The sequence below is a fragment of the Nocardiopsis rhodophaea genome (assembly GCF_039530945.1).
Classification (GTDB): Bacteria; Actinomycetota; Actinomycetes; order Streptosporangiales; family Streptosporangiaceae; genus Nocardiopsis_C; species Nocardiopsis_C rhodophaea.
On the sequence record NZ_BAAAPC010000003.1, the window covers coordinates 331,517 to 352,626 of the forward strand.

At 72.1% G+C, this 21,110-nt stretch carries 18 protein-coding genes; 6 read left to right on the plus strand and 12 right to left on the minus strand.

Annotated elements, in window-relative coordinates:
• Positions 1 to 71 precede the first annotated feature (71 nt).
• From ABD259_RS05115 to ABD259_RS05130, 4 genes are all read right to left on the minus strand, one after another.
• Positions 72 to 1,334, minus strand: a complete 1,263-nt coding sequence (locus tag ABD259_RS05115) for a Gfo/Idh/MocA family protein (RefSeq protein WP_344107783.1) — start codon at positions 1,332 to 1,334, stop codon at positions 72 to 74.
• Positions 1,335 to 1,368: 34 nt separating this feature from the next.
• Positions 1,369 to 2,256 carry a carbohydrate ABC transporter permease gene (locus ABD259_RS05120; protein WP_344160481.1) on the minus strand — a complete coding sequence of 296 codons (888 nt, stop codon included), beginning with the start codon at positions 2,254 to 2,256 and terminating at the stop codon, positions 1,369 to 1,371.
• Positions 2,253 to 3,131: a carbohydrate ABC transporter permease gene (locus ABD259_RS05125; protein WP_344160484.1), complete on the minus strand. Its 879-nt coding sequence runs from the start codon at positions 3,129 to 3,131 to the stop codon at positions 2,253 to 2,255. Before ABD259_RS05125 ends, ABD259_RS05120 begins: the two co-directional genes overlap by 4 nt.
• A gap of 83 nt (positions 3,132 to 3,214) precedes the next feature.
• A complete protein-coding gene (locus tag ABD259_RS05130; RefSeq protein WP_344160487.1) occupies positions 3,215 to 4,477 on the minus strand; it encodes an ABC transporter substrate-binding protein in 1,263 nt (420 codons plus the stop codon).
• Positions 4,478 to 4,746: 269 nt separating this feature from the next.
• Between ABD259_RS05130 and ABD259_RS05135 the strand changes: the two genes are divergently transcribed.
• On the plus strand, positions 4,747 to 6,051 hold the full coding sequence (locus ABD259_RS05135; protein WP_344107792.1) for an ROK family transcriptional regulator: 1,305 nt from the start codon (positions 4,747 to 4,749) through the stop codon (positions 6,049 to 6,051).
• A gap of 34 nt (positions 6,052 to 6,085) precedes the next feature.
• Here the strand turns inward: ABD259_RS05135 and ABD259_RS05140 are convergent, their stop codons facing one another.
• The gene (locus ABD259_RS05140) at positions 6,086 to 6,547 is read right to left on the minus strand and encodes a hypothetical protein (RefSeq protein WP_344107794.1); all 462 of its coding nucleotides are present in this window, start codon (positions 6,545 to 6,547) and stop codon (positions 6,086 to 6,088) included.
• 283 nt (positions 6,548 to 6,830) lie between these two features.
• On the opposite strand from ABD259_RS05140, the gene ABD259_RS05145 reads away from it, so the two are divergent.
• On the plus strand, positions 6,831 to 7,019 hold the full coding sequence (locus ABD259_RS05145) for a hypothetical protein (RefSeq protein ID WP_344107796.1): 189 nt from the start codon (positions 6,831 to 6,833) through the stop codon (positions 7,017 to 7,019).
• Here the strand turns inward: ABD259_RS05145 and ABD259_RS05150 are convergent.
• The 7 genes from ABD259_RS05150 to ABD259_RS05180 form a co-directional block, all read right to left on the minus strand.
• Entirely contained in the window at positions 7,016 to 8,125 is a 1,110-nt protein-coding gene (locus ABD259_RS05150) for a metalloregulator ArsR/SmtB family transcription factor (RefSeq protein ID WP_344107798.1), read from the minus strand. The two genes, ABD259_RS05145 and ABD259_RS05150, sit on opposite strands and share 4 nt — an antisense overlap.
• 32 nt (positions 8,126 to 8,157) lie before the next feature.
• Positions 8,158 to 8,499 (minus strand): ArsR/SmtB family transcription factor, encoded by a 342-nt coding sequence (locus ABD259_RS05155; protein WP_344107800.1) that lies wholly within the window; start codon positions 8,497 to 8,499, stop codon positions 8,158 to 8,160.
• Positions 8,500 to 8,749: 250 nt separating this feature from the next.
• Positions 8,750 to 9,844 (minus strand): ABC transporter ATP-binding protein, encoded by a 1,095-nt coding sequence (locus tag ABD259_RS05160; RefSeq protein ID WP_344107802.1) that lies wholly within the window; start codon positions 9,842 to 9,844, stop codon positions 8,750 to 8,752.
• A complete protein-coding gene (locus ABD259_RS05165; RefSeq protein WP_344107804.1) occupies positions 9,841 to 10,974 on the minus strand; it encodes an ABC transporter ATP-binding protein in 1,134 nt (377 codons plus the stop codon). Before ABD259_RS05165 ends, ABD259_RS05160 begins: the two co-directional genes overlap by 4 nt.
• Positions 10,971 to 11,861 carry an ABC transporter permease gene (locus ABD259_RS05170; RefSeq protein WP_344107806.1) on the minus strand — a complete coding sequence of 297 codons (891 nt, stop codon included), beginning with the start codon at positions 11,859 to 11,861 and terminating at the stop codon, positions 10,971 to 10,973. The genes ABD259_RS05165 and ABD259_RS05170 overlap by 4 nt, the downstream gene beginning before the upstream one ends.
• Positions 11,858 to 12,982, minus strand: coding sequence for an ABC transporter permease (locus tag ABD259_RS05175; RefSeq protein ID WP_412759459.1), 1,125 nt, complete (start codon positions 12,980 to 12,982; stop codon positions 11,858 to 11,860). The genes ABD259_RS05170 and ABD259_RS05175 overlap by 4 nt, the downstream gene beginning before the upstream one ends.
• A gap of 4 nt (positions 12,983 to 12,986) precedes the next feature.
• The gene (locus ABD259_RS05180; protein WP_412759460.1) at positions 12,987 to 14,843 is read right to left on the minus strand and encodes an ABC transporter substrate-binding protein; all 1,857 of its coding nucleotides are present in this window, start codon (positions 14,841 to 14,843) and stop codon (positions 12,987 to 12,989) included.
• 359 nt (positions 14,844 to 15,202) lie between these two features.
• Between ABD259_RS05180 and ABD259_RS05185 the strand changes: the two genes are divergently transcribed.
• From ABD259_RS05185 to ABD259_RS05200, 4 genes are all read left to right on the plus strand, one after another.
• A complete protein-coding gene (locus tag ABD259_RS05185; RefSeq protein ID WP_344107809.1) occupies positions 15,203 to 15,916 on the plus strand; it encodes a metal-dependent hydrolase in 714 nt (237 codons plus the stop codon).
• Between the two features lie 73 nt (positions 15,917 to 15,989).
• Positions 15,990 to 16,652 (plus strand): O-methyltransferase, encoded by a 663-nt coding sequence (locus tag ABD259_RS05190; protein ID WP_344160490.1) that lies wholly within the window; start codon positions 15,990 to 15,992, stop codon positions 16,650 to 16,652.
• Positions 16,653 to 16,703: 51 nt separating this feature from the next.
• Entirely contained in the window at positions 16,704 to 17,867 is a 1,164-nt protein-coding gene (locus ABD259_RS05195) for an exonuclease SbcCD subunit D (RefSeq protein WP_344160493.1), read from the plus strand.
• Positions 17,867 to 20,965, plus strand: coding sequence for an AAA family ATPase (locus ABD259_RS05200; protein WP_344160496.1), 3,099 nt, complete (start codon positions 17,867 to 17,869; stop codon positions 20,963 to 20,965). Before ABD259_RS05195 ends, ABD259_RS05200 begins: the two co-directional genes overlap by 1 nt.
• Positions 20,966 to 21,110 lie beyond the last annotated feature (145 nt).

Below are 21,110 nucleotides of genomic sequence, written 5' to 3' on the forward strand. Positions count from 1 at the left end.
TGGGATGTGTGGTCGAAAGGCTATCCCTCCCGCCGTACGGCCGCCAGAGAATGGGGGGCGGCGGCCCGGCGCTACGCCCCGGAGGGCTCCAGCCGCACGACGCGGCCCTCGTGGCGGGCCTGCTCGGCCGCGAAGACCATCAGGTGGGAGCGGAGCGCGTCCTGTCCGCTGGTGACGACCAGGTCCGGGTCGCCGGCGGCCACGGCGGGCAGGAAGGAGCCCAGGAGGCCCGCGTCTCCGCCTCCGTGGCCGGTGTCGATCATCCCGGAGTTGCCGGCCGCGACGTCGATGACCTCGGTCGTGTCGGTCAGGAAGTCGTAATGGGTGATGCGCTCGCCGTCGCACGCCAGTTCGCCGCGGGTGCCGTAGATCGCGGTCCGGCGGGGGCCCGCCTTGGTGAACGCGGTCATGGTGAACGTGGCGGTCACCCCTCCGGTGAACTCCAGCGCCACGACCTGGTGGTCGACCACGTCGTTGTCGCAGTGGTAGACGCAGCGGCCGTAAGGGCCGTCGCGCAGGGCGGCGTCGATGGTCTCCGGGGTGGGGGCGGGCGTCAGCACGTCCAGCGGCCATCCGGTACGGCCCCGGTTGAGGAAGCGGTGGTAGATGCGCAGCGCCGAGTAGGGGCAGTCGGGCTCGACGGCGCAGCTCACGCAGCGCTCGCCCGCGCCGGGCGGGGCGTCTTGGGGGCGGAAGTGCTTGAGCGTGCCGAACGACGACACGGCCACCGCGTCGCGCCCGATGATGTAGCGCAGCCAGTCCAGGTCGTGGCAGGACTTGGCGAGCAGCATCGGCGCGGTGTCGGCCTCGCGCCGCCAGTTGCCGCGCACATACGAGTGGGCGTGGTGCCAGAAACCCACGGGTTCAACGTGGTCGACACTGACGATCTCGCCGATGGCGCCGGAGCCGATGATCTCCCGGAGCATGCGCGTGTAGTGGGCGTAGCGGAGCACGTGGCAGACGCCGAGCAGAACGCTGTTGCGGCGCGCCGCCGCGACGATCGTCTCGCAGTCCCTCTGCGTCTGCGCCAGCGGCTTTTCGACCAGCAGGTGATAGCCGAGGTCGGCGAAGGCCACCGATGGTTCGAGGTGGGCGTCGTCCAGCGTGCACACCAGCGCCACGTCGGCCATCCGGGGCAGGGCCGCCGCGGCGCGCCAGCCGTCGAACCGCGCCTCCGGCGGCAGCCCGAGGGCGTCGGCGAGCGGCTCCCGGTACTCCGGGCGCGGCTCGGCGACCGCGACCACCTGGGCGACTTCGGGGTTGTTCTTGATCCACCGGGCGTAGCCGCCTCCGCGCGACCCGGCGCCCACGATCATCACGCGTACCGGTGACACGGCACCCCCTCCACTTGTTGGCGTCGCGCGGGCCTCAGCGGAACCCCCCGGCCGACAGTCCGCGCACGATCCGGCGCTGGAACAGCAGCACCAGGACGACGAGGGGGAGCGTGACGACGACGCCCGCCGCCATCTGCGACCCGAACGGCTGCTGGAACTCGGTGTCACCGGCGAACTTGGCGAGCGCGACGGTCACCGGGTTCGACGCCAGGGTGATGGAGACAACGCTGGAGATCAAGTACTCGTTCCAGGCCGCGAAGAAGACCAGCAGGGCGGTGGTGGCCACGCCCGGCGTTGCCAGCGGCAGGATGACCCGGGCGAACGCACCGACCGGCCCGCATCCGTCCACCCGCGCGGCCTCTTCCAGCTCCCAGGGCATCTCGCGGAAGAACGTGGTCAGCACGAAGATGGCCAGCGGCAGCGCGAAGCTGATGTTGGGCAGGACCATCGCCTGGTACTGGTCGATCCATCCCCAGTCACTGAACAGCTGGTACAGCGGGGTCACGATGGCCACGCCGGGGAACATCGAGCTGGCCAGTACCAGCCCGAGCACCACGTTGCGGCCGCGGAAGCGCAGCCGCGCCAGCGCGTAGGCGGAGAACACGGCGATGACCATGGCCAGGGTGGTGGTGGCCACCGCGATGATCAGGCTGTTGCGCACCGCGTAGCCGAAGTGGTTCTCACCCCCGAAGACGCCGCGGTAGTTGACGAGAGTGGGATCGGCGGGCCACAGGCTGTTGCTGGTGATCTCCCCCGGCCCCTTGATGCTGGAGACGAACATCCAGTAGAAGGGCGCCAGGCAGTAGAGCACGAGCAGCAGGATGCCGCCCGCGATCACCCAGGACTCCCAGCTCAGGGCTTTGCGGGGGCGCGTGCTCCGCGTGCCCGCTCTCTCCCGCCCGGCCGTGGCCGTGGTGCTCACTGTCGCGTTCCTCCCTTGGCCCGGCCGAACCCGGTGAAGACGTCGGCGCCGAACGCCTTGATCAGCAGGAAGGCGCACAGGAAGACGAACAGGAAGGTGAGCGTCGACAGCGCGCCGCCGTAGCCCTGCTTGAGCTCGCTCGTGGCCGCCTGGATGACCAGCATGGACAGGGTGTTGGTGTTGTTGGCCCCGCCGGTGAGGATCTGCGGCAGGTCGTACATGCGCAGCGCGTCCAGGGTGCGGAACAGCACCGCCACTACCAGGGCCGGTTTGACCAGCGGCAGCGTGATGGAGGTGAACCGCTTCCAGGCGGAGGCGCCGTCGATGGCCGCCGCCTCGTACAGGTGCGGCGGGATGGTCTGGAGTCCGGCGAGGATGAGCAGCGCCACGAACGGGGAGGTCTTCCATATCTCGGCGAACATGATCGACCACTTGGCGGGCCACTCGCTGCCGCCCCAGACGACCTCGGTCCCCAGCAGGGCGTTGACGATACCGCTGGGTTGGAGCATCCAGCCCCACATGACCGCGCTCACCGCCGTGGGCAGCGCCCAGGGCAGCAGCACCGCGGCGCGCACGATCCCGCGGCCGCGGAAGGCCCGGTGCATCACCAGTGCCATGATCAGCCCCAGCACGGTCTCCACGGTCACCGTGACGACGGTGAACAGCACCGTGTTGCCGAAGGCGTTCCAGAAGTCGACGCGTTCGAAGCCCCACAGGGCCTGGGCGTAGTTGGCGAACCCGACGAAGGCGGGCTCGCCCCGGATCGGGTCGTCGAACAGGGAGCGGACGACGGCGCGGGCGACCGGGTAGGCGACGACGAGGCCGAGCGCGACGAGGGTCGGCAGGAGCAGCCAGAAGGCCAGGCCCCGTTCCACAGCGCGCTCCCCGCGGCGGCGCGGCCCGCCGCGCCCGGGAGTGGCGCGCGGCCCCGTGGGTCCGGGGGCCGGGGGGCGGGCGGTCATGTGTCCCTCACCGCCCACTCCAGCTCCTCCCGCAGGTCGGTCACGGCCTCGTCGAGGCTCTTGCTCCCGCTGAGTGCGGCGTGGACGTGTTTCTGCACCGCGTTGGTGACGTCGTTGTAGCGCGGGGAGACCGGACGGGGCTGGACGTTGTCCAGGGCCCGGCGCTGCGGGACGAGGTGCGGGGCACTGGCCATCAGTTCGTCGTCCTCGTAGTTGGACTTCCAGGAGGTGGGGGTGTTGGTCTCGGCCATCCATCGGCGCTGGACGTCCTCGCTGTGCATGAACTCGATGAAGCGCAGCGCCTCGGCCTTGTGGTCGCTGTAGGCGGACAGGGCGAGGTTGTTGCCGCCGAGTGTGCCGGTGCCGGGTCCGTCGAGGCCGGGCAGCGGGACGGCGTCGAACTTGCCCTGCACCTGCGACTCGGGGCCGGGCTCCGCCATGGCGGGCCAGGCGAACGCCCAGTTGCGCATGAACAGCAACTCGCCGCGCTGGAAGGAGAGGCGGCCCTCGTCCTCCATGTAGGTGAGCGCGGCCTTGGGGATGTAGCCCTCCCTGAAGCCGTCGACCAGGAACCGCAGCCCCGCCCGGGCTTCGGGGGAGTCGACGACGACATCGCCGTTCTCGTCGATGATCCGCCCGCCCGCCGATGCGATGGCCTCGGTGGCGTTCACGGTCAGGCCCTCGTAGCGGGCGAACTGCCCGGCGTAGCAGTCCATGTCGTTGGCCTCGGCGATCGGGCAGGCCGCGATGAGCTCCGCCCAGGTGGTGGGCGGGTCGTCGATGAGGTCGCTGCGGTAGTAGAGCATGCCCGTGCCGGTGGCGAAGGGTGCCGCGTACAGCTCGCCCTGGTACATGCCGGTGGCCGCGGCGGCCGGGAGGATGCCGGGACCGGCGAAGCGCTCCTGGTCCAGCGGCTCCAGCCAGCCGCGGGCGGCGAACTCGGCGGTCCACACCGCGTCGGTGTACAGGACGTCGTAGCGCCCGGTCCGCGCTTGGAGGTCCTGCACCATGGCGTTGCGCTGGGCGTCGGCCGCGGCGGCCAGGTAGACGATGCGGACGCGGGCGTCGGGGTTGTCCTCGTTGAAGCGCTCGACGATCGCGTCCATGTCGCCGCCGGAGGCGCGGGTCACGGCGAAGGTGACGACCGCCTCGCCGCCCTCGCCGGGCAGGCTTCCGGCGCAGCCGGTGGCCGCGAGCAGGGTTCCCGCGGTGGCCAGGGCCAACGATCGGGTCCACGATCCAGGTCCGGTGGTACCCATCCGGCCTCCTGTGAGCAGGAGTGTGTTTCACAACACGATTTACAAATCGAACCGGATGGCGTGAGGTGATGTCAACACTCTGGTGCGCGGTACCACGGAGCCGCATCGCGGGGACCGCTCTCAGGTCAATCCGCGATCTTGCGGTGGGGCGCGAGCGATCATGGGAAGTGACGGGGTGAGGCCTCGGTGCGTCAGGTGGATCGACACGGCCGACCCCGAGGAGGCAGAAGAACGAAAGGCGCGGGGTGCGCGGACGCTGGGAGCCCACGATGGCCAAACCGATCGCCGGTTCGATGGCGGCGGTGCGGCGGATCAACACGTCGCTCGTCCTCGACGCGCTGCGTGCCGCGCAGGGGCCGATGCGCGTGTCGGCCCTCATGGATCGCACGGGGCTATCCCGGCCCACGGTCGAGGCACTGACCGAGGCGCTGACCGCCCAGGGCTGGCTGGTGGAGAGCGAGGGCGCACCGCAGCCGGGCCGCCGCTCCCCCGGCCGCCCCGCGCGCACCTACGAGTTCAACGCCCACGCGGGATGGGTGCTGGGAATCGACGTGGGCGCACACAAGGTCTCCGCCTGCCGCGCCGACCTGCGCGGCACGCCCCGGGCCTGGTCGCGCCGCCCGGTCACGCCGTCCACGCCCGCCGACGAGCGCCTGGAGGTGGCACGCGCGGCCGTCGACGACGTGATGGCGGACGCGGACGCCTCGGGAATGGCCCCAAACGCGGGCGGCAACGGCACGGGCGCCGGCCGCGCCGGTGGCCCCGGGGCACCATCGGCCCCGATCCTGGCCGCGTCGCTGGCGACCCCGGGCGTGGTCGGACCGCCGCCCCACCGCGTCCTCCTGGCCCCGGCGCTGCCCGACTGGGACGAGGTCGACTTCGCCCTCTGGGCGCGCGACTTCCTGCCGTGCCAGCTGCACGTGGAGAACGACGCCAACCTCGCCGTGATCGCCGAGCGCGCGGTCGGTGTGGCACGCGACCGCGAGGACGTCGTCTTCCTCCTGCTCGGTCAGCGACTGGGGGCGGGGATCATCACCGGCGGCCGCGTTCTGCGCGGCCATAACGGCGCCGCCGGGGAGATCGGCTACGCGCCCCTGCCCGGGTCCCCGTACCCCCCGGCCGGGTTCGGCCCGCTGGAGGCCCACGTCAACGCCGACGCGATCGTGGAAATGGTGACCGAGGAGTTCGCCCGCCCAGGCGCGTCCACCGACTCCCCCTTGCGCCGCCGCTTCGTCTCCGCATCCGACGGCGAACACGTCCCGGCCATCGCCACCAGCGCCAGGGAGGGAGACCCGGTCGCCCTCCGGGTCCTCTACCGGCTCTGTCAGCGCCTCGCCGAGGGCATCGCCCCCATGCTCCTGGTGCTCAACCCCGACCTGGTCGTCCTCGGCGGCGGTATCTCCGGCGTCGGCGACGCCCTGCGCGCCCCGCTCAGGTCCGCCCTCGCCGGACGCCTCCTCTTCCCGCCGGACCTCGAACTGTCCGTTCTCGGCGACCGCGCGGTCGTCCTCGGCGCCGTCCATGACGCCCTGGCCCGCTTCGAAGACACCACCCTCTCGGTCATCAGCGCCTGAACGACGCGCCGCCCCGCCACGAGGAAACGCTTCCTCACCGCGGCAGGCGCACGGTCCGGGTCTGGCCGCCGTAGCCGTTCTCGCTGTCGCGCCCCTCCACGGTGACCTCGTTCACACCCGTCGGGACGTCGACGTCGTTCTGGGTCCGGGTGAACGGCTGCTCGTTCTGGTGGTCGTGGGCCAGTTCGTGTTCGCCGTAGACGGTGCCGTCGGGCCCCGTGACGCGCCAGCCGTCGGCGTAGCGTTCGGGGGTGTCGTAGGGGGAGCTGATCGTCACGGTGACGTCGTAGGTGCCGTCCTCACCGGAGACGTCGACCTCGACGACGTCGGGGAATCGCTGTGCGTCGTCCTGATCCGCGCCGTCGGCCGCGGGATCCCCGGCGTCGTGGGCGCCCCCGGAGTCGTGGGCGCTGTCCGTCGGCTCATCCTCGCCGGCACATCCGGCCGCGAGAAACGCGAAAAGGGCGAAGAGCAGGAACAGGAGGGGTTTTCTCATGCGCCGGTTCTCCCCGCCGGAGCGCGTTCCCATACCCGCGGTCTCCGCCCGTGGAGCTCTCCGCGACGCGCGGGAGGACGGGAGCCGCGCACATTGACCGAGTGCCACGAATCGATTACCTTCCGGTTCCGACGTTTCGGGGAGGTTCGCCAACCGATCGCCCCGCCGCTGGCGACGCCGCACCCGTCGCACCACATCCCCCCATCCCTGCGCCCTCTGGAGAGGAACAATGGCGCGATCCCCCTTTTCCGCGCCGCGCCCGCGGCTCGGTCCTGCCCTGTGTGTGCTAGCCACCGTGCTCGGCGCGGCGTTGCTGCTGGTGTCGCTGTTCGCGGCGCCCCCTCCGCTCCCCGACGTCGTGCCCCGGGTGGCCGTTGACGTCTCCGTTTCCTCCGCTCCCTCAGCTGTCTCTGGTGGGGGCGATGAGGAGCCCGCCCGCGGCCTGCGCTCCGTCGCCTGCCTGGCTCCCTAGCCGAGGAGGCCCGGCAGCAGTTCGGCGCGGATGCGGCCGTCGATATCGTCGCGCACGCGCCGGACCACGGCGCGGCTCTGCCCGACCGGGTCGGGGATCGGCCAGTCGAGGTAGCGCTTTCCCGGGTAAACGGGACAGGCGTCGCCGCAGCCCATGGTGACGACGATGTCGGCGCTGTGCACGATCTCGTCGGTCAGGGGCTTGGGGAACTCGGTGCGCAGGTCGATCCCGACCTCGGCCATCACCTCGTCGACCAGGGGGTCGACGCCCTCGGCCGGGGCGGACCCCGCCGACCGGATCTGGACGCGGTCCCCGGCCAGGTTCCGCAGCAGAGCGGCGGCGATCTGGGAGCGCCCGGAATTCTGGACGCAGACGAACAGCACCTCGGGCACGAGCTTGTCGATGATGCCGTCGCGCTGGGCGACGGCTGTCAGCCGTTCGGCGGCGAACCGCTCGGTCAGGGCCGGAAGGTGGGCGGTGCCTGCCGCGCTGTGGGAGAGCAGCTCGTAGGAGTCCCGCAGGTACCGCCGCACCGTCTCCGGGCTGAACATCCCGGTGAAGCGGATGGTCAGCCGCTCCTGGACGCGGTCGAGGAGGTCCTGGGGGTCCAGCAATCCGGGCAGGGGGCGGTCGGCCGCGGCGCGCTCGGGCCGCGATGGCCGCTCCGTCCGCTCCTCGACGCGCAGTTCGTCGAGCACGCTGCGGAGCCCCTCGTGCCGGTCATCGACCGCCGGGGGACCGGGCGGTCCAGGATGGGAGAACCGGCTCAGGACGGTGTGCAGCCGCTGGGCGACGGGGGTGGAACGGTAGATGATCTGGGTTCCGCGACGTTCCCGGGCCACCAGGCCGGCTTCGCCGAGCACCTTGAGGTGGTGGCTCACGGTCGGCTTGGTGAGGTCGAACGCCGCCGACAGGTCGCCCGCGCGCATCCCTTCCTGCCCGGATGCCACCACCATGCTCAGCAGCCGCAGCCGGACGGGTTCGGCCAGGTCTTTGAGCTGGCGGGCGAGTCTGCGCGCGGTTCCGGCCGGGAGGCGCGCGGCGGCGTCGGCGGCCTCGGACGGATCGGGGGTGCGCGGGGCGTCGGTCACGTGCTCGTGGTCCATTCGGCAAGTGCACGCATCACGGCGGCTCCCGTTCAGCCCACCAGGTCGCGCACGACGTCCGTGCGGTCCGGGCGGATCGAGTACCAGGAGCGCGGGCCGCGCTTCGCGCAGTCGAGGAATCCGGCGTCGCTGAGCGTCTTGAGGTGGTGGCTCACGGTCGGCTGGGCGGTCTCCAGCGCCTCCGCCAGGTCATGGACGCAGGCCGCCCCGTCGGGCATGTTCAACAGCGTCGCGAGGAGGCGCAGCCGGGTGGGGTCGGCCACGGCCTTGATCCGCGCGGCGAGCAGGTCGGCGGCCTCGGGGCCGAACGCCGCCTCGACACTCGGCGGCGGTGCCGGCCGTTCGGGGTGCGCGGCTCTACCGGCTGTGGTCACGGAACTCACCTGAGTCACAAAAGCAGTCTAATCACCCTGGTCACCCCCTGGTTTGCAGCGAGACTGGCGCGGCAGGCCGGTGGACGCTTGTGGGGCTCGGCGGCGATCGGGGATGCGCGGATTGCGGATCGCGCGGCGTGGTGGGGCTTGTGGGCTCTGGGAGCCGGCGCCGGACCATCTCCTGGAGAAGCTCGGGTGTGCCCCCGTCGGATGCGCACTGTGTCGGGTTTGTCACTGCGTTCGGCTCGACCTACGCCGAGGCGGAGGTCGGGGCGCCGGCCCGCTGGCGCGCCCAGTGGCAGGCGACCTGGGGAGCGCTGTCCCCGTCGCCGCTGAGGACGCCCGGGTCCTCGGCCCGGCAGCGGTCGGCCACCCCGGCCCGCTCCGCCTCGCCCGAGGCGAGGATCTGGCAGCGGGCGTGGAAGCGGCAGCCGCCCGGGATCACGGTCGGGTCCGGCGGCTCGCCCGCGAGCACCACCGGCTCGTCGACACCGGCTTCGGGCAGGACGGACAGCAGCGCCTGGGTGTAGGGGTGGCGGGGTGCGGACAGCACGTCCTCGACGGTCCCGACCTCGACCACCCGGCCCAGGTACATCACGGCCACCCGGTCGGCGATGTTCCAGGCCAGGCCGAGGTCGTGGGTGACGACCAGCGCGGCCAGGCCCAGATCGTCGCGGAGGCGCAGCAGCAGACCGAGGATCTCGCCGCGCACCGAGGCGTCGAGCGAGGCCACCGGCTCGTCGGCCACGATGACCTCCGGACGCAGGACCAGGGCGCCCGCGATCACCACCCGCTGGCGCTGCCCGCCGGACAGCTCGTGCGGGTAGCGCAGGAAGAACCGCTCGGGCGGGCGCAGCCCGGCGCGCGCGAGCGCCTCGGCCACGCGCTCGCTCTCATCGGCCGTGGCGCCCTCGTGGATGCGCAGGCCCTCGGCGACCGCGTCGTAGACGGTGTGCCGGGGGTTGAGCGACCCGCTGGGGTCCTGCAGGACCAGCTGGACGCGGCGCCGGTAGGCCTTGAGCTCGCGCGTGGAGTACGCCAGCGGCTTCCCCTCGAAGTCGACCCGCCCCGAGGTGGGTTTCTCCAGACCGAGCAGGGCGCGGGCCAGGGTGGTCTTGCCGCACCCCGACTCCCCGACCAGGGCGACGATCTCACCCGCCCGCAGGTTCAGGTCCACGCCGTCCACAGCGCGGGCGGCGGCCCGGCTGCCGCGTCCCTTGAACGTCACGTGCAGGCCGGAGCAGCTCAGCAGCGGGTCCGACGCAGGGGCGACGGCGCTGGCGGCCTCGGCTCCCGACTCGGGGCCGGGTTCCCCCGCGGGGGTGGCGTCCAGGCGGGCGGTCATCGCGTCTCCTCGGGCTGGGTGTCTTCGGCCGGGGTATCCGCGGGCCGGTGCTCGGGCCGCCCCTGGGCCACCGCCGCGGGCCCGTCGGGCTCCACCGGCACCCCCGCCGCGCGCGCGGCGTCGCCGGACAGCACCCGCACACAGGCGGCGGCGCGGTCCGGGCCGGCGGGCCACAGGAGGGGGTCGACGATCGCGCAGCGCTCCTGGGCCACCGGGCAGCGGGGCCGGAAGGCGCACCCCTCGGGCAGATCGGCCGGGTCGGGCGGGTCCCCGGCCAGGCCGCGGGGGTTGCGCCGCGAGACGGGGTCGCCGACGCGCGGAAAAGCGGCGCTGAGTGCGGCGCTGTAGGGGTGGCGGGCGTCCGCGAACACCTGGTGGGCGGGCCCCTGTTCGACGATCCGGCCGGCGTACATCACCGCGAGCCGGTCGCAGGTGTCGGCGAGCACCGACAGGTCATGGCTGATCATCAGCATGCTGATGCCCGAATCGCCGACCAGTGCGTCGATCAGCCGCAGGATCTGCGCCTGGATCATCACGTCCAGCGCGGTCGTCGGCTCGTCAGCGATGATCAGCCGCGGCTCGCAGGCCAGCGCCATGGCGATCATGACGCGCTGGCGCTGCCCGCCGGACAGCTCGTGCGGGTAGGCGCGGGCACGCGCGGGCGGCAGGCCGACCTGCTCCAGCAGCGCCCCGACGCGCCGCTGCACCTCGGCCGGCGTGGCGCCGGAGGTGTGCAGCAGGACCGGCTCGGCGATCTGGTCGCCGATACGCTGCACGGCGTTGAGGGAGTGCATCGCGCCCTGGAACACGATGGACGCCCCGGCCCAGCGGACGGTGCGCAGCCGCCCCCAGCGCATGGTGAGCACGTCCTCGCCGTCGAGCAGGATCTCGCCCGTGACCCGGGCCGTCTTGGGCAGCAGGCGGAGCAGCGCCAGGGCGATGGTGGACTTCCCGCAGCCCGACTCCCCGGCCACCCCGAGCTTCCTGCCGGGTGCCAGCGAGAAGGAGGCCCCGCGCACCGCCGGGATCTCGCCCCCCGCGGTGCGGTAGGTGACGTGCAGGTCGTTGACCTGAAGGTAGTCGGTGCGCGGGGGCGTGCCCTCGCGCGGTGTGCCGTCGACGTGATTCACCGGCGCTCCCGAAGCCTGGGGTTGAACACGGCCTCCAGCGCCCGCCCGCACAGGGTGAAGGCCAGCGCGACCAGTGCGATGGCCACGCCGGGCGGAACGATGTACCACCACATGCCGGAGCTGATCGCGCCCGCGGTCCGCGCCTCCTGGAGGATGCCGCCCCAGGAGATGATCCCGGGGTCGCCCAGCCCCAGGAAGGCGAGGGTGGACTCCATGATGATGGAGCTCGACACCAGGAGGGTGGTCTGGGCCAGCACGACCGGCATGACGTTGGGCAGGACGTGCCGGAGCATGATGTGGACGTGGCCGCCGCCCAGCGCCCGCGCCCGCTCGATGTAGGGGCGCGCCTCCACGGCCAGCGTCTGCGCGCGCACCAGGCGTGCCGGGGTCGGCCAGGCGGTCACGCCGATGGCGATGATGATGGTCAGTGTGCTGCGCTCCATGACGGCGGCCAGCGCCACGGCCATGACCAGGGTGGGCAGCACCAGGAACCAGTCGGTGACGCGCATCAGCACGGTGGACGGCCAGCCGCCGAAGTGCCCGGCGGTGATACCGATGAGGGTGCCCAGCGCGACCGAGACGAACGTGGCCAGGAACCCCACGGTGAGCGAGATCCGCGCGCCCCAGACCACCAGGTCCAGGACGGAGCGGCCGAAGGCGTCGGTGCCCAGCGGGTAGGTGGGGCTCGGCGGTTCGAAGCGCCCGCCGGGGGCGCCCGTGGCGGTGAGGTGGGCGCCGTCGATGAACAGCGGGGCCGCAAGCGCGACCAGGCCGATGAACACCAGCGCGGCCAGGCCGAACATCCCGGCGCGGTTGCGCGCGTACTCGCGGCTGAACTCGGCGAACGCGCGGCGGCGCCGCTCCCAGACCAGGGTTCGGCGGCTCATGAGCGCACCCGGGGGTCGAGCAGCGGGTACACCAGGTCGGCCAGGAGGTTCATGATGATCACCGCACCGGCGAAGACGACGAACAGGGCCTGCACCATCGGCAGGTCGGGCACTTTGAGCCCGGAGTAGAAGAGCGAGCCCAGGCCGGGCCAGGCGAACACGGTCTCCACCAGGATGACGCCGCCCAGGACCCGGCCGAGCTCCAGGAAGATGAGGGTGACGGTGGGCAGCAGCGCGTTGGGCACGGCGTGCCGACGCAGCACCAGGGCGTCCCGCAGACCCTTGGCCCGGGCGGTGGTGAGGTAGTCGGAGCCCATCTCGTCCAGCAGGGACGAGCGCATGACCATCATGTACTGCGCGTAGACGACCGCGACCATGGTGGCCAGCGGGAGCACCATGTGGTGAGCGACATCCACGGCCACGTTGAACGTTCCGGTGACGCCCGGACTCATCATGCCGCTGGTGGGGAAGAGCCCGGCGCCCGAGGACAGCGCCACGATCAGCAGCAGGCCGAGCCAGAAGGACGGCACCGACCACAGTGTGAGCGCGACGCCGGTGTTGGCGCGGTCCATCACCGAGCCGCGCCGCCACGCGGCGCCCGTGCCCAGGGCCAGCCCGATGACGGCGGCGATGAGGGTCCCGCTCCCGGCCAGCAGCACCGTGGGGCCGATCCGCTCCAGGAGGAGATCGGTGACGGGCTCGCGGTACTGGTAGGAGACGCCGAAGTCGAACCTGAGCATGCCGAGGCAGTAGTCGATGAACTGCTGCCACAGCGGCTGGTCCAGGCCGAACTCGCGGCGCATGGCCTCCATCTGCTCCACGGTGACGGCCCGGTCCTGGGTGAGGGCGCGGACCGGGTCGCCCGGGAGGATGCGGAACAGGAAGAAGCTGGTGACGACCACGGCGAACAGCGACACCGCCGCGGTGACCAGGCGTCCGCCGACATGGCGCAGCAGGCGGAGCGCCTGGGCCCGATCGATGCCGCGTCCGCCTCGGCCGCCCTGGCCGCCGGCGGGGCCGACGCCGCCGCCGGTACCACCGCCGGAAGGAGACGCGTCGGGGCGCGCGGCGACCGCCTCCGGGGCGTCCCCGGCGGGCGGTGTGCTGGGAGGACCCGTCACCACGTCACTCTCGATCCTCTGCGGTGGCCGCACGTCGCCGCAGGTAGAGGTAGGCGCCGCCGCCGATCGCGGCGAGCGCGGCGGCGAGGGCGGCGATCACGACGGCGGAGGTCCCCGTGTCACGGGTGCCGGCCGCGGCGGGCGTGGCCATCGAGAACGACCAGTGCCCGTCCTGGCCCCAGAGGTTGCCGCCGGGGTCGGGCTGGACTTGGATCGAGCCGATCACGTCGGAGCGGTAGGCCTCCAGCAGGTTGGAGTAGGTCAGCGTGTTGACGACGGCCTCGTCGTACAGGATCGCCTGCATCCGCTTGACGTACTCGGCGCGCTTCTCGGGGTCGCTGTCCTCGGCGAGCTGTTTGGCGTACAGCTCGTCGTACTTTTTGTCGCAGAAGTAGGCGTCGCCGCGCATGGTGCCGGGTTTCTCGGGCAGCGCGTCGCAGGTGTGGATGTTGAGCACGTAGTCGGGGTCGGGGTTGACGCTCCAGCCGGTGAAGATGAGGTCGTACTTGCCGTTGTGCAGGGCGTCGCTGAGCACGCCGGGGTCGACGGTCCGGTTGTCGATCTCGATGCCGATGTCGGCGAGCCGCTCCTGCATGAGCCGGCCCATGCTCACGTAGTCGGGGCGGTTGTTGTGGACATGCATGCGCAGCTTGAGCCGGTCGCCGTCGGGGGAGACCCGGACGCCGTCGCCGCCCGTCTCGTACCCGGCGTCGTCGAGCATCTCGTTGGCGGCGTCGACGTCGAAGTCGAGGCGTTCATCGTCCTCGGGGGACCACGCGTAGCGCTCGTAGCGGGCCGGGATATAGCCGCCCGCGGGCTCGGCGTACCCGCCGTAGACCTTCTGGACGATCTCGTCCTTGTCGATGGCGCGCATGATGGCCTGGCGCAGGGTCTTGTCCTTCAGCGCCGGGTGGCCGTCGCCGAACTCCTCGCCGTCCTGGGTGCGGGCACCGGGGTTGATGGTGAAGGCCTGGAAGCGCTTGCCGGTGGCGTTGTTGACGGTGATGTTCTCCTCGCCCTGCAGCGCGTCGGCCTGGGCCGGGGTCAGGCCGCTGATGAGGGAGACTTCGCCGGAGCGGAGCGCCTCGACCTGGGCGTCCTTCTCCGGGATGAAGCGGAAGACGAGCTTGTCGAACTCGGGGGCGCCGCGCCAGTAGTCCGTGTTGGCCTCCAGCGTGACGGACTGGTTGGGCCGGTAGCCGGTGATGACGAAGGGGCCGCTCCCGACGACCGGGAAGTCCGTGTCGTTGTTGAAGGAGGCGAAGTCGTCGACCGTCTCCCAGACGTGCTTGGGCACGATGGGGATGTCCAGGGCGAGCATGGTGGCCTGGCGCTCGGAGAGCGTGACCTTGAGTGTGGTGGGGTCGGGCGCCTCGGCGCTCTCGAAGTTGGCGACGAAGTTGCCGTTGGCCTCGGCCGCCGCCTCGTCCTCCATGATCGTGGTGTACGTCCAGGCGATGTCCTCGGCGGTCAGCGGCTCGCCGTCGCTCCACGTGACGTCGTCGCGGATCGTGAAGGTCCAGGTGAGGCCGTCGTCGGAGGTCTCCCAGGACTCCGCGAGGGCGGGGATGGTCTCGTTGGTCTCGGGGTCGTAGTTGGTCAGGAAGTCGTAGCTCAGCCGCAGGATGTTGGTGCTGATGAGCCGCTGCGCCAGGAAGGGGCTCAGCGAGTCGACCGGCTGGGAGACCGCGATGGTCATCGTGTCGTTGTCGCCGCTGGTCTCGGCGGCGGCAGCGCTGGGCGCGGCGGCCGGCATCGCCCCGATGACGAGGGCGCCCGCGGCGGCCAGGAGGCCCGCCCACCGAGACGGGGCTGTTCGGCCGGGAGGACGTGGTCTGGGTTGGTGGTGCTGAGCGACCATCTGCGTGCCTACCCCTAGGGTGCGGACGTGAGGAGCCAGGGTGATCTCATCGTCGGGATGTTGGTTGTCTACCAGCGTGTACAGAAAAGCGTCAACGAGCTACTCCGATGGGGTCACACAACCTTCACAATCGCGGTATCCGGCACGGACACCCTGCCACAACCGCCACCACAGCCTCCCACGCCCACCAATGGCAGCATCTCACCGGACGGGTCGTTCCGCACAGCGCGGCGCACGCCCGAGGCCGGGCCGGTGGACCACGCCGACCCGACGCCGAGCGGTCCCGTGCGGGGCGCGCAGCGGGGGTGACAGTATCCGGTAATTCGCCAGAAAACCGCTCTGTCGCTAGGGTTCCCGCCATGATGGGGCACTCTCACGCCTTGAGCGGCGTGGTCGGTTGGATGGCGATCGTTCCCGTGGTCCAGGGACTGGAGTTCTACGGCGTCCGGTTCGACCTGGGCCCCGGCGAGATCATCGCGGGATCGCTGGTCTGCGCGGGCGCGGCGCTCCTCCCCGACCTCGATCACAAGAGCGCCACCATCACCACGACCTACGGGTTCTTCACCGAAACCCTCAGCGCGCTCCTCAACTGGGTGTTCGGCGGGCACCGCAACGGCACCCACTCGCTGCTGTTCGCCCTGCTCATGGGGGCGATGACGCAGGCGCTGGCGCTGTGGTCGGAGCTGGCGGTGCAGATCTTCGTCTTCCTGCTCGTCGGCATCGCGCTGCAGGGCCTCGGCTTCGGCATGGACAAGAACCGGGCGGCCGCCGGGATCATCAACGCGCTCGGGACGGCCGGTATCACGCTGGCCCTGTTCACGGCCGGTACCGACTACTCCTGGATGGGCGTCGCGGTGGCGTTCGGCTGCCTGCTGCACTTCATCGGGGACATCATCACCCACATGGGGGTCCCGCTGATGTGGCCGCTGAGCAAGTACCGCGTCGGCCAGAACGTGGGCTTCACGACCGACGGGCCGGTCGAGCGCAAGATCGTCACCCCGCTGCTGACGATGGCGGTCGTCCTCTACTCCTTCTACCTCTTCGACTGGCCCGAACTGCTCCCCAAGTCGTGACTGGTGTGACGCGGCGGGTTAGTGTGATCGCGTCGATCACCCGCCATCGCGATGCGCTGGAAAGTGGGCCCACGTGACACGAGCCACCGAGTCCCTCACCCCGGAACTGTACGAGTACCTGGTGGCGCACAGCGCGCCGGTCGACGCCGTCCTCACGGAGCTCGCCGAAGAGACGGCCCGCCGGTTCCCGGACAGCCTCATGATGCAGATCGGACCCGAACAGGGCACGTTCATGACCCTGCTGGCCCGCCTGATGGGCGCCCGCGACGCGGTGGAGGTCGGCACCTTCACCGGCTACTCCTCGATCTGCCTGGCGCGCGGACTGCCCGCTGACGGCACCCTGCTGGCCTGCGACATCAGTGAGGAGTGGACGTCGGTGGCGCGCCGCTACTGGGAGCGGGCGGGGATCGCCTCCAAGGTGACACTCAAGCTGGCCCCGGCCCGGGACACGCTGCGCTCGCTGCCCGCCGACCCCATGTTCGACCTGGCCTTCATCGACGCCGACAAGGAAGGATACGTCGGCTACTGGGACGAGCTCGTGCCGCGCATCCGCCCCGGCGGGGCGCTGCTGGTCGACAACACGTTCTCGCACGGCCGCGTCATCGACCCGTCCATCACCGAATCCGCCGTCCAGGGTATCCGCGACTTCAACGACCACGCCCTGGCCGACTCCCGGGTGGAACTCGTGATGCTGCCCATCGGCGACGGCCTCACCCTGGCCCGGAAGTTGGCCTGACACCACGCTTCGCCTGCGGCCACAGGAGCACCTTGGGTAGTCTCGCGGATCATGCGGCTCTTGCACACCTCCGACTGGCACCTGGGGCGGTCCTTCCACCGGGAGAACCTGATCGACGCGCAGGCGGCGTTCATCGACCACCTCGTCGCGACGGTCCGCAGCGAGCGCATCGACGTCGTCGTGGTATCCGGCGACCTGTACGACCGTGCGCTGCCCTCGGTGGACGCCGTGCGCCTGTTCGGCGAGGCGCTGCGCCGCATCCGCGACACCGGGGCGCGCGCCGTCCTGATCAGCGGGAACCACGACTCGATGGCGCGGCTGGACTACGCCACGGAGCTCATCGACGCCTCCGGCGTCCACCTGCGCAGCTCGCTGGAGAGCATCGGTGAGCCCGTGCTGATCGACGACGAGCACAGCGGCGCCCACGGCCCGGTCGCCTTCTACGGCATCCCCTACCTGGAGCCGGAGATCGCCCGGCACCACTGGCACCTGGAGGAGCGCGGGCACCCGGCCGCCATCGGCCGCGCCATGGAGCTCATCCGCGCCGACCTTGCCAACCGTCCCAAGGGCACGCGCTCGGTGGTGCTGTCGCACGCGTTCGTCAGCGGCGGCGCCCCCTCCGACAGCGAGCGCGACATCTCGGTCGGCGGCGCCGCACACGTGCCCGCGTCGGTCTACGACGGCGTCGGCTACGTGGCCCTGGGCCATCTCCACGGGCGCCAGCGCATGACCGAGACCGTGCGCTACTCCGGGTCGCCGCTCGCCTACTCCTTCTCCGAGGAGCACCACGTCAAGGGCTACTGGATCGTGGAGCTGGACGCCACCGGACCGGTCTCCTACGAGTTCGCCGAGGCGCCGGTACCGCGCCCCATCGCGCGGATCCGCGGTCGGATCGACGACCTGCTCACCGAACCCCGGTGGGAGCGCTACACCGGGCACTGGCTCCAGGTCACGCTCACCGACCCGGTGCGCCCCGTCTTCCCCATGGACCGGCTGCGCGAACGCTTCCCGCACACCCTGCAGCTGGAGTTCGCTCCGGAGGGCGGGCGCCGCGAGGACGAGCCCACCTGGGCACGGCGGATCGCCGACCGCTCCGAGCCCGACCTGGTCCTCGACTTCGTCGACTGGGCGCGCGGCGCGCCCGCCACCGATGAGGAACGGGCTCTGGTCGAGCGCGCCTTCGAGGAGATCCGCGCGCGGGAGGCGGCGAACTGATGCGGTTGCACACCCTGACCGTCCAAGCGTTCGGCCCGTTCGCGGGGACCGAGACCGTCGATTTCGACCGGCTCGGCGACGGCGGCCTGTTCCTCATCCACGGCCCGACCGGCGCGGGCAAGACGTCGGTCCTGGACGCGGTGGCGTTCGCGCTCTACGGGCGGGTGCCGGGCGCCCGGGAGGCGGCGCGCTCCCTGCGGAGCAACCACGCGCCGCCCGGACTCAAACCCGAGGTCAGCCTGGAGGCGACCATCCGCGGTCGGCGCCTGCGCATCACCCGCTCCCCCGCCTGGAGGCGGCCGAAGAAACGCGGGACTGGAACCACCGAGGAGAAGGCCAGCGCCACCGTCATCGAATTCGTCGACGGTGAATCACGCGGGCTGACCAACCGGCCGGACGAGGCCGGACAGATCATCAGCGACATGCTCGGCCTCACGGTGGGGCAGTTCTGCCAGATGGTGCTGCTTCCCCAGGGCGAGTTCGCCAGCTTCCTGCGTGCCAACGCCAAAGACCGCCGGGTGTCGCTGGAGCGCCTGTTCAACACGGGCATCTTCACGAAAGTGGAGGACTGGCTGATCGATCACGCGCGTGATCTCGGGCGAACAGCGGACACCGCGGAGGCGGCCGTCGGCCGGGTCGCCGACCTCATCGCCGAGGTCGGTCGCGCGCCACGGCCCGACGCCGCGGCGGTCGGCGCGGGCGGGTCCCCCAATGGCCGCGCAACCGACGGCGATATGGACGCGCTCGTGCCGTGGGCCGCCGAGCTGGCCCTGGTCACCGCTGCGACCGCCGACGACGCCCGACGGGTGGCCGCCGACTCCGCGGCGGAGCGCGACCGCGCCCGCACCGCTCTGCAGGAGGCGCGCGACCTGGAGGAGCGGCGGGAACGGCACGGCCACGCCCTGCGCAGGGAGGCCGCTCTCGCCGAACGCGCCGACGAGCGCCAGGCCCTCGACGCCGAACTCGCCGACGCCGAGCGCGCGGCGACGGTGGTGCCGCTGCTGCGCACCGAGGAGTACCGCCGCGCGCAGCTGGACAAGGCCGAGCAGACCGCCTCCGAACATCTCGCCCTGGCCGCTGGCCTCGTTCCGGGCGACCCAGCACGCTCGGGCGTGAGCGCGGTGCACAACGCGGCGGGGGAACAGGACCCCGCGCGGCCGGGCGACGCCCACCCCGGCGAGCACACGATCGCTTCCCTGCACGCCGCTGAGCGCGCCCGCCGCGACGAGATCGCGCGGCTGGAGCAGCTGCGCGGCGACGCCGAGCGCCGCGCCGCCCTGGAACGAGAGGTCGCGGCGCTGGACTCCCGCGTCGATGCCGCCCAAGGGGAACTCGACCAGTGCCGGAAGCGCGCCGGTGAACTGCCCGGGCAACGCACCGCCGTGGCCGCGGAACTGGCCCAGGCGCGGGAGCGGACGGGATCGCGAGAGGCCGCCGCCGACGCGCTCGACCTCGCCCGGCGGCGGCGGGAGGCGGCGCGGAACAGCGTCCGGCTGCGCGCCGAGCTGGCAGCGGCCGAGCAGCAGCGGATCGGGGCCGTCGACGCGGCGCAGGCCGCGCGCGATGCGCTGCTGGACGTGCGCCGCCTGCGGATCGAGGGCATGGCGGCCGAGCTGGCCGGACGGCTCGGGCCGGACCGGCCCTGCCCGGTGTGCGGGTCGCGGGAGCACCCGGAACCGGCCGTCGGCGACGCCGCGCGACCGACCCCGGAGGACGAGGAACGGGCCCAGCAGGCCGAACAGGCCGCGCGCGAGCGGCGCACGCAGGCGGAGAACACGGTCACCGTCCTAACCGAGCGACGCACCGCGGCCGAGGCGAGTGCGGGCGGCCTCACCGAGGAGGACGCCGCCGAGCTGGTCGCGGACCGGCAGCGCGCGCTGGACGAACTCGACGCCGCGGCGACGCAGATAGCCCGGATGACCGAGCGGCTGGAGGAGCTCGACACCGCGCTGGAGGAGGCGCGCACGCGGGAGAGCAGGCTCTCCCAGGAAGTGGCGGAACTCGCCGAGCGGCGTACCGCGCGGGCCGAGGAAGCGGCGCGGCTCGCCGAACGGCTCGCGGCGGCGGTCGGGACCGACCCCGACCTGCCGAGCCGTATCGCCCGTCTGGGCGGCGAGGCCGACCTGCTGGCGGCGGCGGCCGAGGCGCTGCGGCAGCGCTCCATGGCCCTGGAGGAGCTGCGCGGCGCCGAACAGGAGTCGCTACGCGGCCTTGCCGAGGCCGGGTTCGCCTCGGCCGAGCAGGCGCGTGCAGCGGACCGCGGCCCCGAGGACCGCCGTGCCCTGCGCGAACGCGCCCGAGCCTACGACGACGAACGCGCCGCCGTCCGGGCGGCCCTGGCCGACCCGGCCCTGGCGCAGGCCGCCGCGGCCCCGGCACCGGACCTCGCGGGGCTCCAGGCGGCCCTCGACACCGCCGAACAGGCCGCTGAACACGCCCTGACCTGGCGCGACCGCCTCACCGAGCGCGCCGGACGCCTGGCCGACCTCCGCACCGAACTCGACACCGGCCTGTCCGGCTCCCACCCGGCCCGTCACCGCCACGCCGTCGCCGAGGGGCTGGCCCGTCTGGCGGCGGGGACCTCCCAGGACAACCAGGAGAGCGTGCGGCTGTCGGCCTACGTGCTGGCGGCCCGGCTGGAACGGGTCGTGGCCGCGGCCAACGACCGATTGGCCACCATGTCGAGCGGCCGCTACGAGCTGCGCCACACGGTCGACAAGGTGGCGGGTGACCGCTCCCAATCCGGCGGCGGACTGGGCCTGCGCGTCGTCGACGCCTGGACCGGCCAGGAACGCGACCCCGCGACCCTGTCGGGCGGCGAAACCTTCATCGCCTCCCTGGCCCTCGCCCTCGGCCTGGGCGACGTGGCCGGAGCGGAGGCGGGCGGCACCGACATCGACACCCTCTTCGTCGACGAGGGCTTCGGCAGCCTGGACGAGGAGACCCTGGAGGAGGTCCTCGAAGTCCTCGACTCCCTCCGCGACGGCGGCCGCGCCGTCGGCGTCGTCAGCCACGTCGCCGACCTGCGCACCCGCATCACCACCCGGCTGCGGGTGATCAAGTCGGCCACGGGGTCCCGCCTGGAGCAGACCGGTTAGCCGTTCTGCCCTGAGAGGGACGCGGACCGGCGTCCGCCGGGCGGCCGTGTGGGCGTTCTGTCACACGCGCCGCAGAAGGGCGTTCATGTGTCGGCACATGGTCAGACTCCGCAGGACTCAGGATCACCATTTGTCCTCACCCACT

Excerpts from the sequence above, each read along its gene's own strand:
- ABD259_RS05140 (WP_344107794.1), bottom strand. The coding sequence starts at position 6,547 with ATGAGAAAACCCCTCCTGTTCCTGCTCTTCGCCCTTTTCGCGTTTCTC.
- ABD259_RS05150 (WP_344107798.1), bottom strand. The coding sequence starts at position 8,125 with ATGGACCACGAGCACGTGACCGACGCCCCGCGCACCCCCGATCCGTCC.
- ABD259_RS05185 (WP_344107809.1), top strand. The coding sequence starts at position 15,203 with ATGATGGGGCACTCTCACGCCTTGAGCGGCGTGGTCGGTTGGATGGCG.
- ABD259_RS05160 (WP_344107802.1), bottom strand. The coding sequence starts at position 9,844 with ATGACCGCCCGCCTGGACGCCACCCCCGCGGGGGAACCCGGCCCCGAG.
- ABD259_RS05180 (WP_412759460.1), bottom strand. The coding sequence starts at position 14,843 with ATGGTCGCTCAGCACCACCAACCCAGACCACGTCCTCCCGGCCGAACA.
- ABD259_RS05195 (WP_344160493.1), top strand. The coding sequence starts at position 16,704 with ATGCGGCTCTTGCACACCTCCGACTGGCACCTGGGGCGGTCCTTCCAC.
- ABD259_RS05135 (WP_344107792.1), top strand. The coding sequence starts at position 4,747 with ATGGCCAAACCGATCGCCGGTTCGATGGCGGCGGTGCGGCGGATCAAC.
- ABD259_RS05200 (WP_344160496.1), top strand. The coding sequence starts at position 17,867 with ATGCGGTTGCACACCCTGACCGTCCAAGCGTTCGGCCCGTTCGCGGGG.
- ABD259_RS05170 (WP_344107806.1), bottom strand. The coding sequence starts at position 11,861 with ATGAGCCGCCGAACCCTGGTCTGGGAGCGGCGCCGCCGCGCGTTCGCC.
- ABD259_RS05130 (WP_344160487.1), bottom strand. The coding sequence starts at position 4,477 with ATGGGTACCACCGGACCTGGATCGTGGACCCGATCGTTGGCCCTGGCC.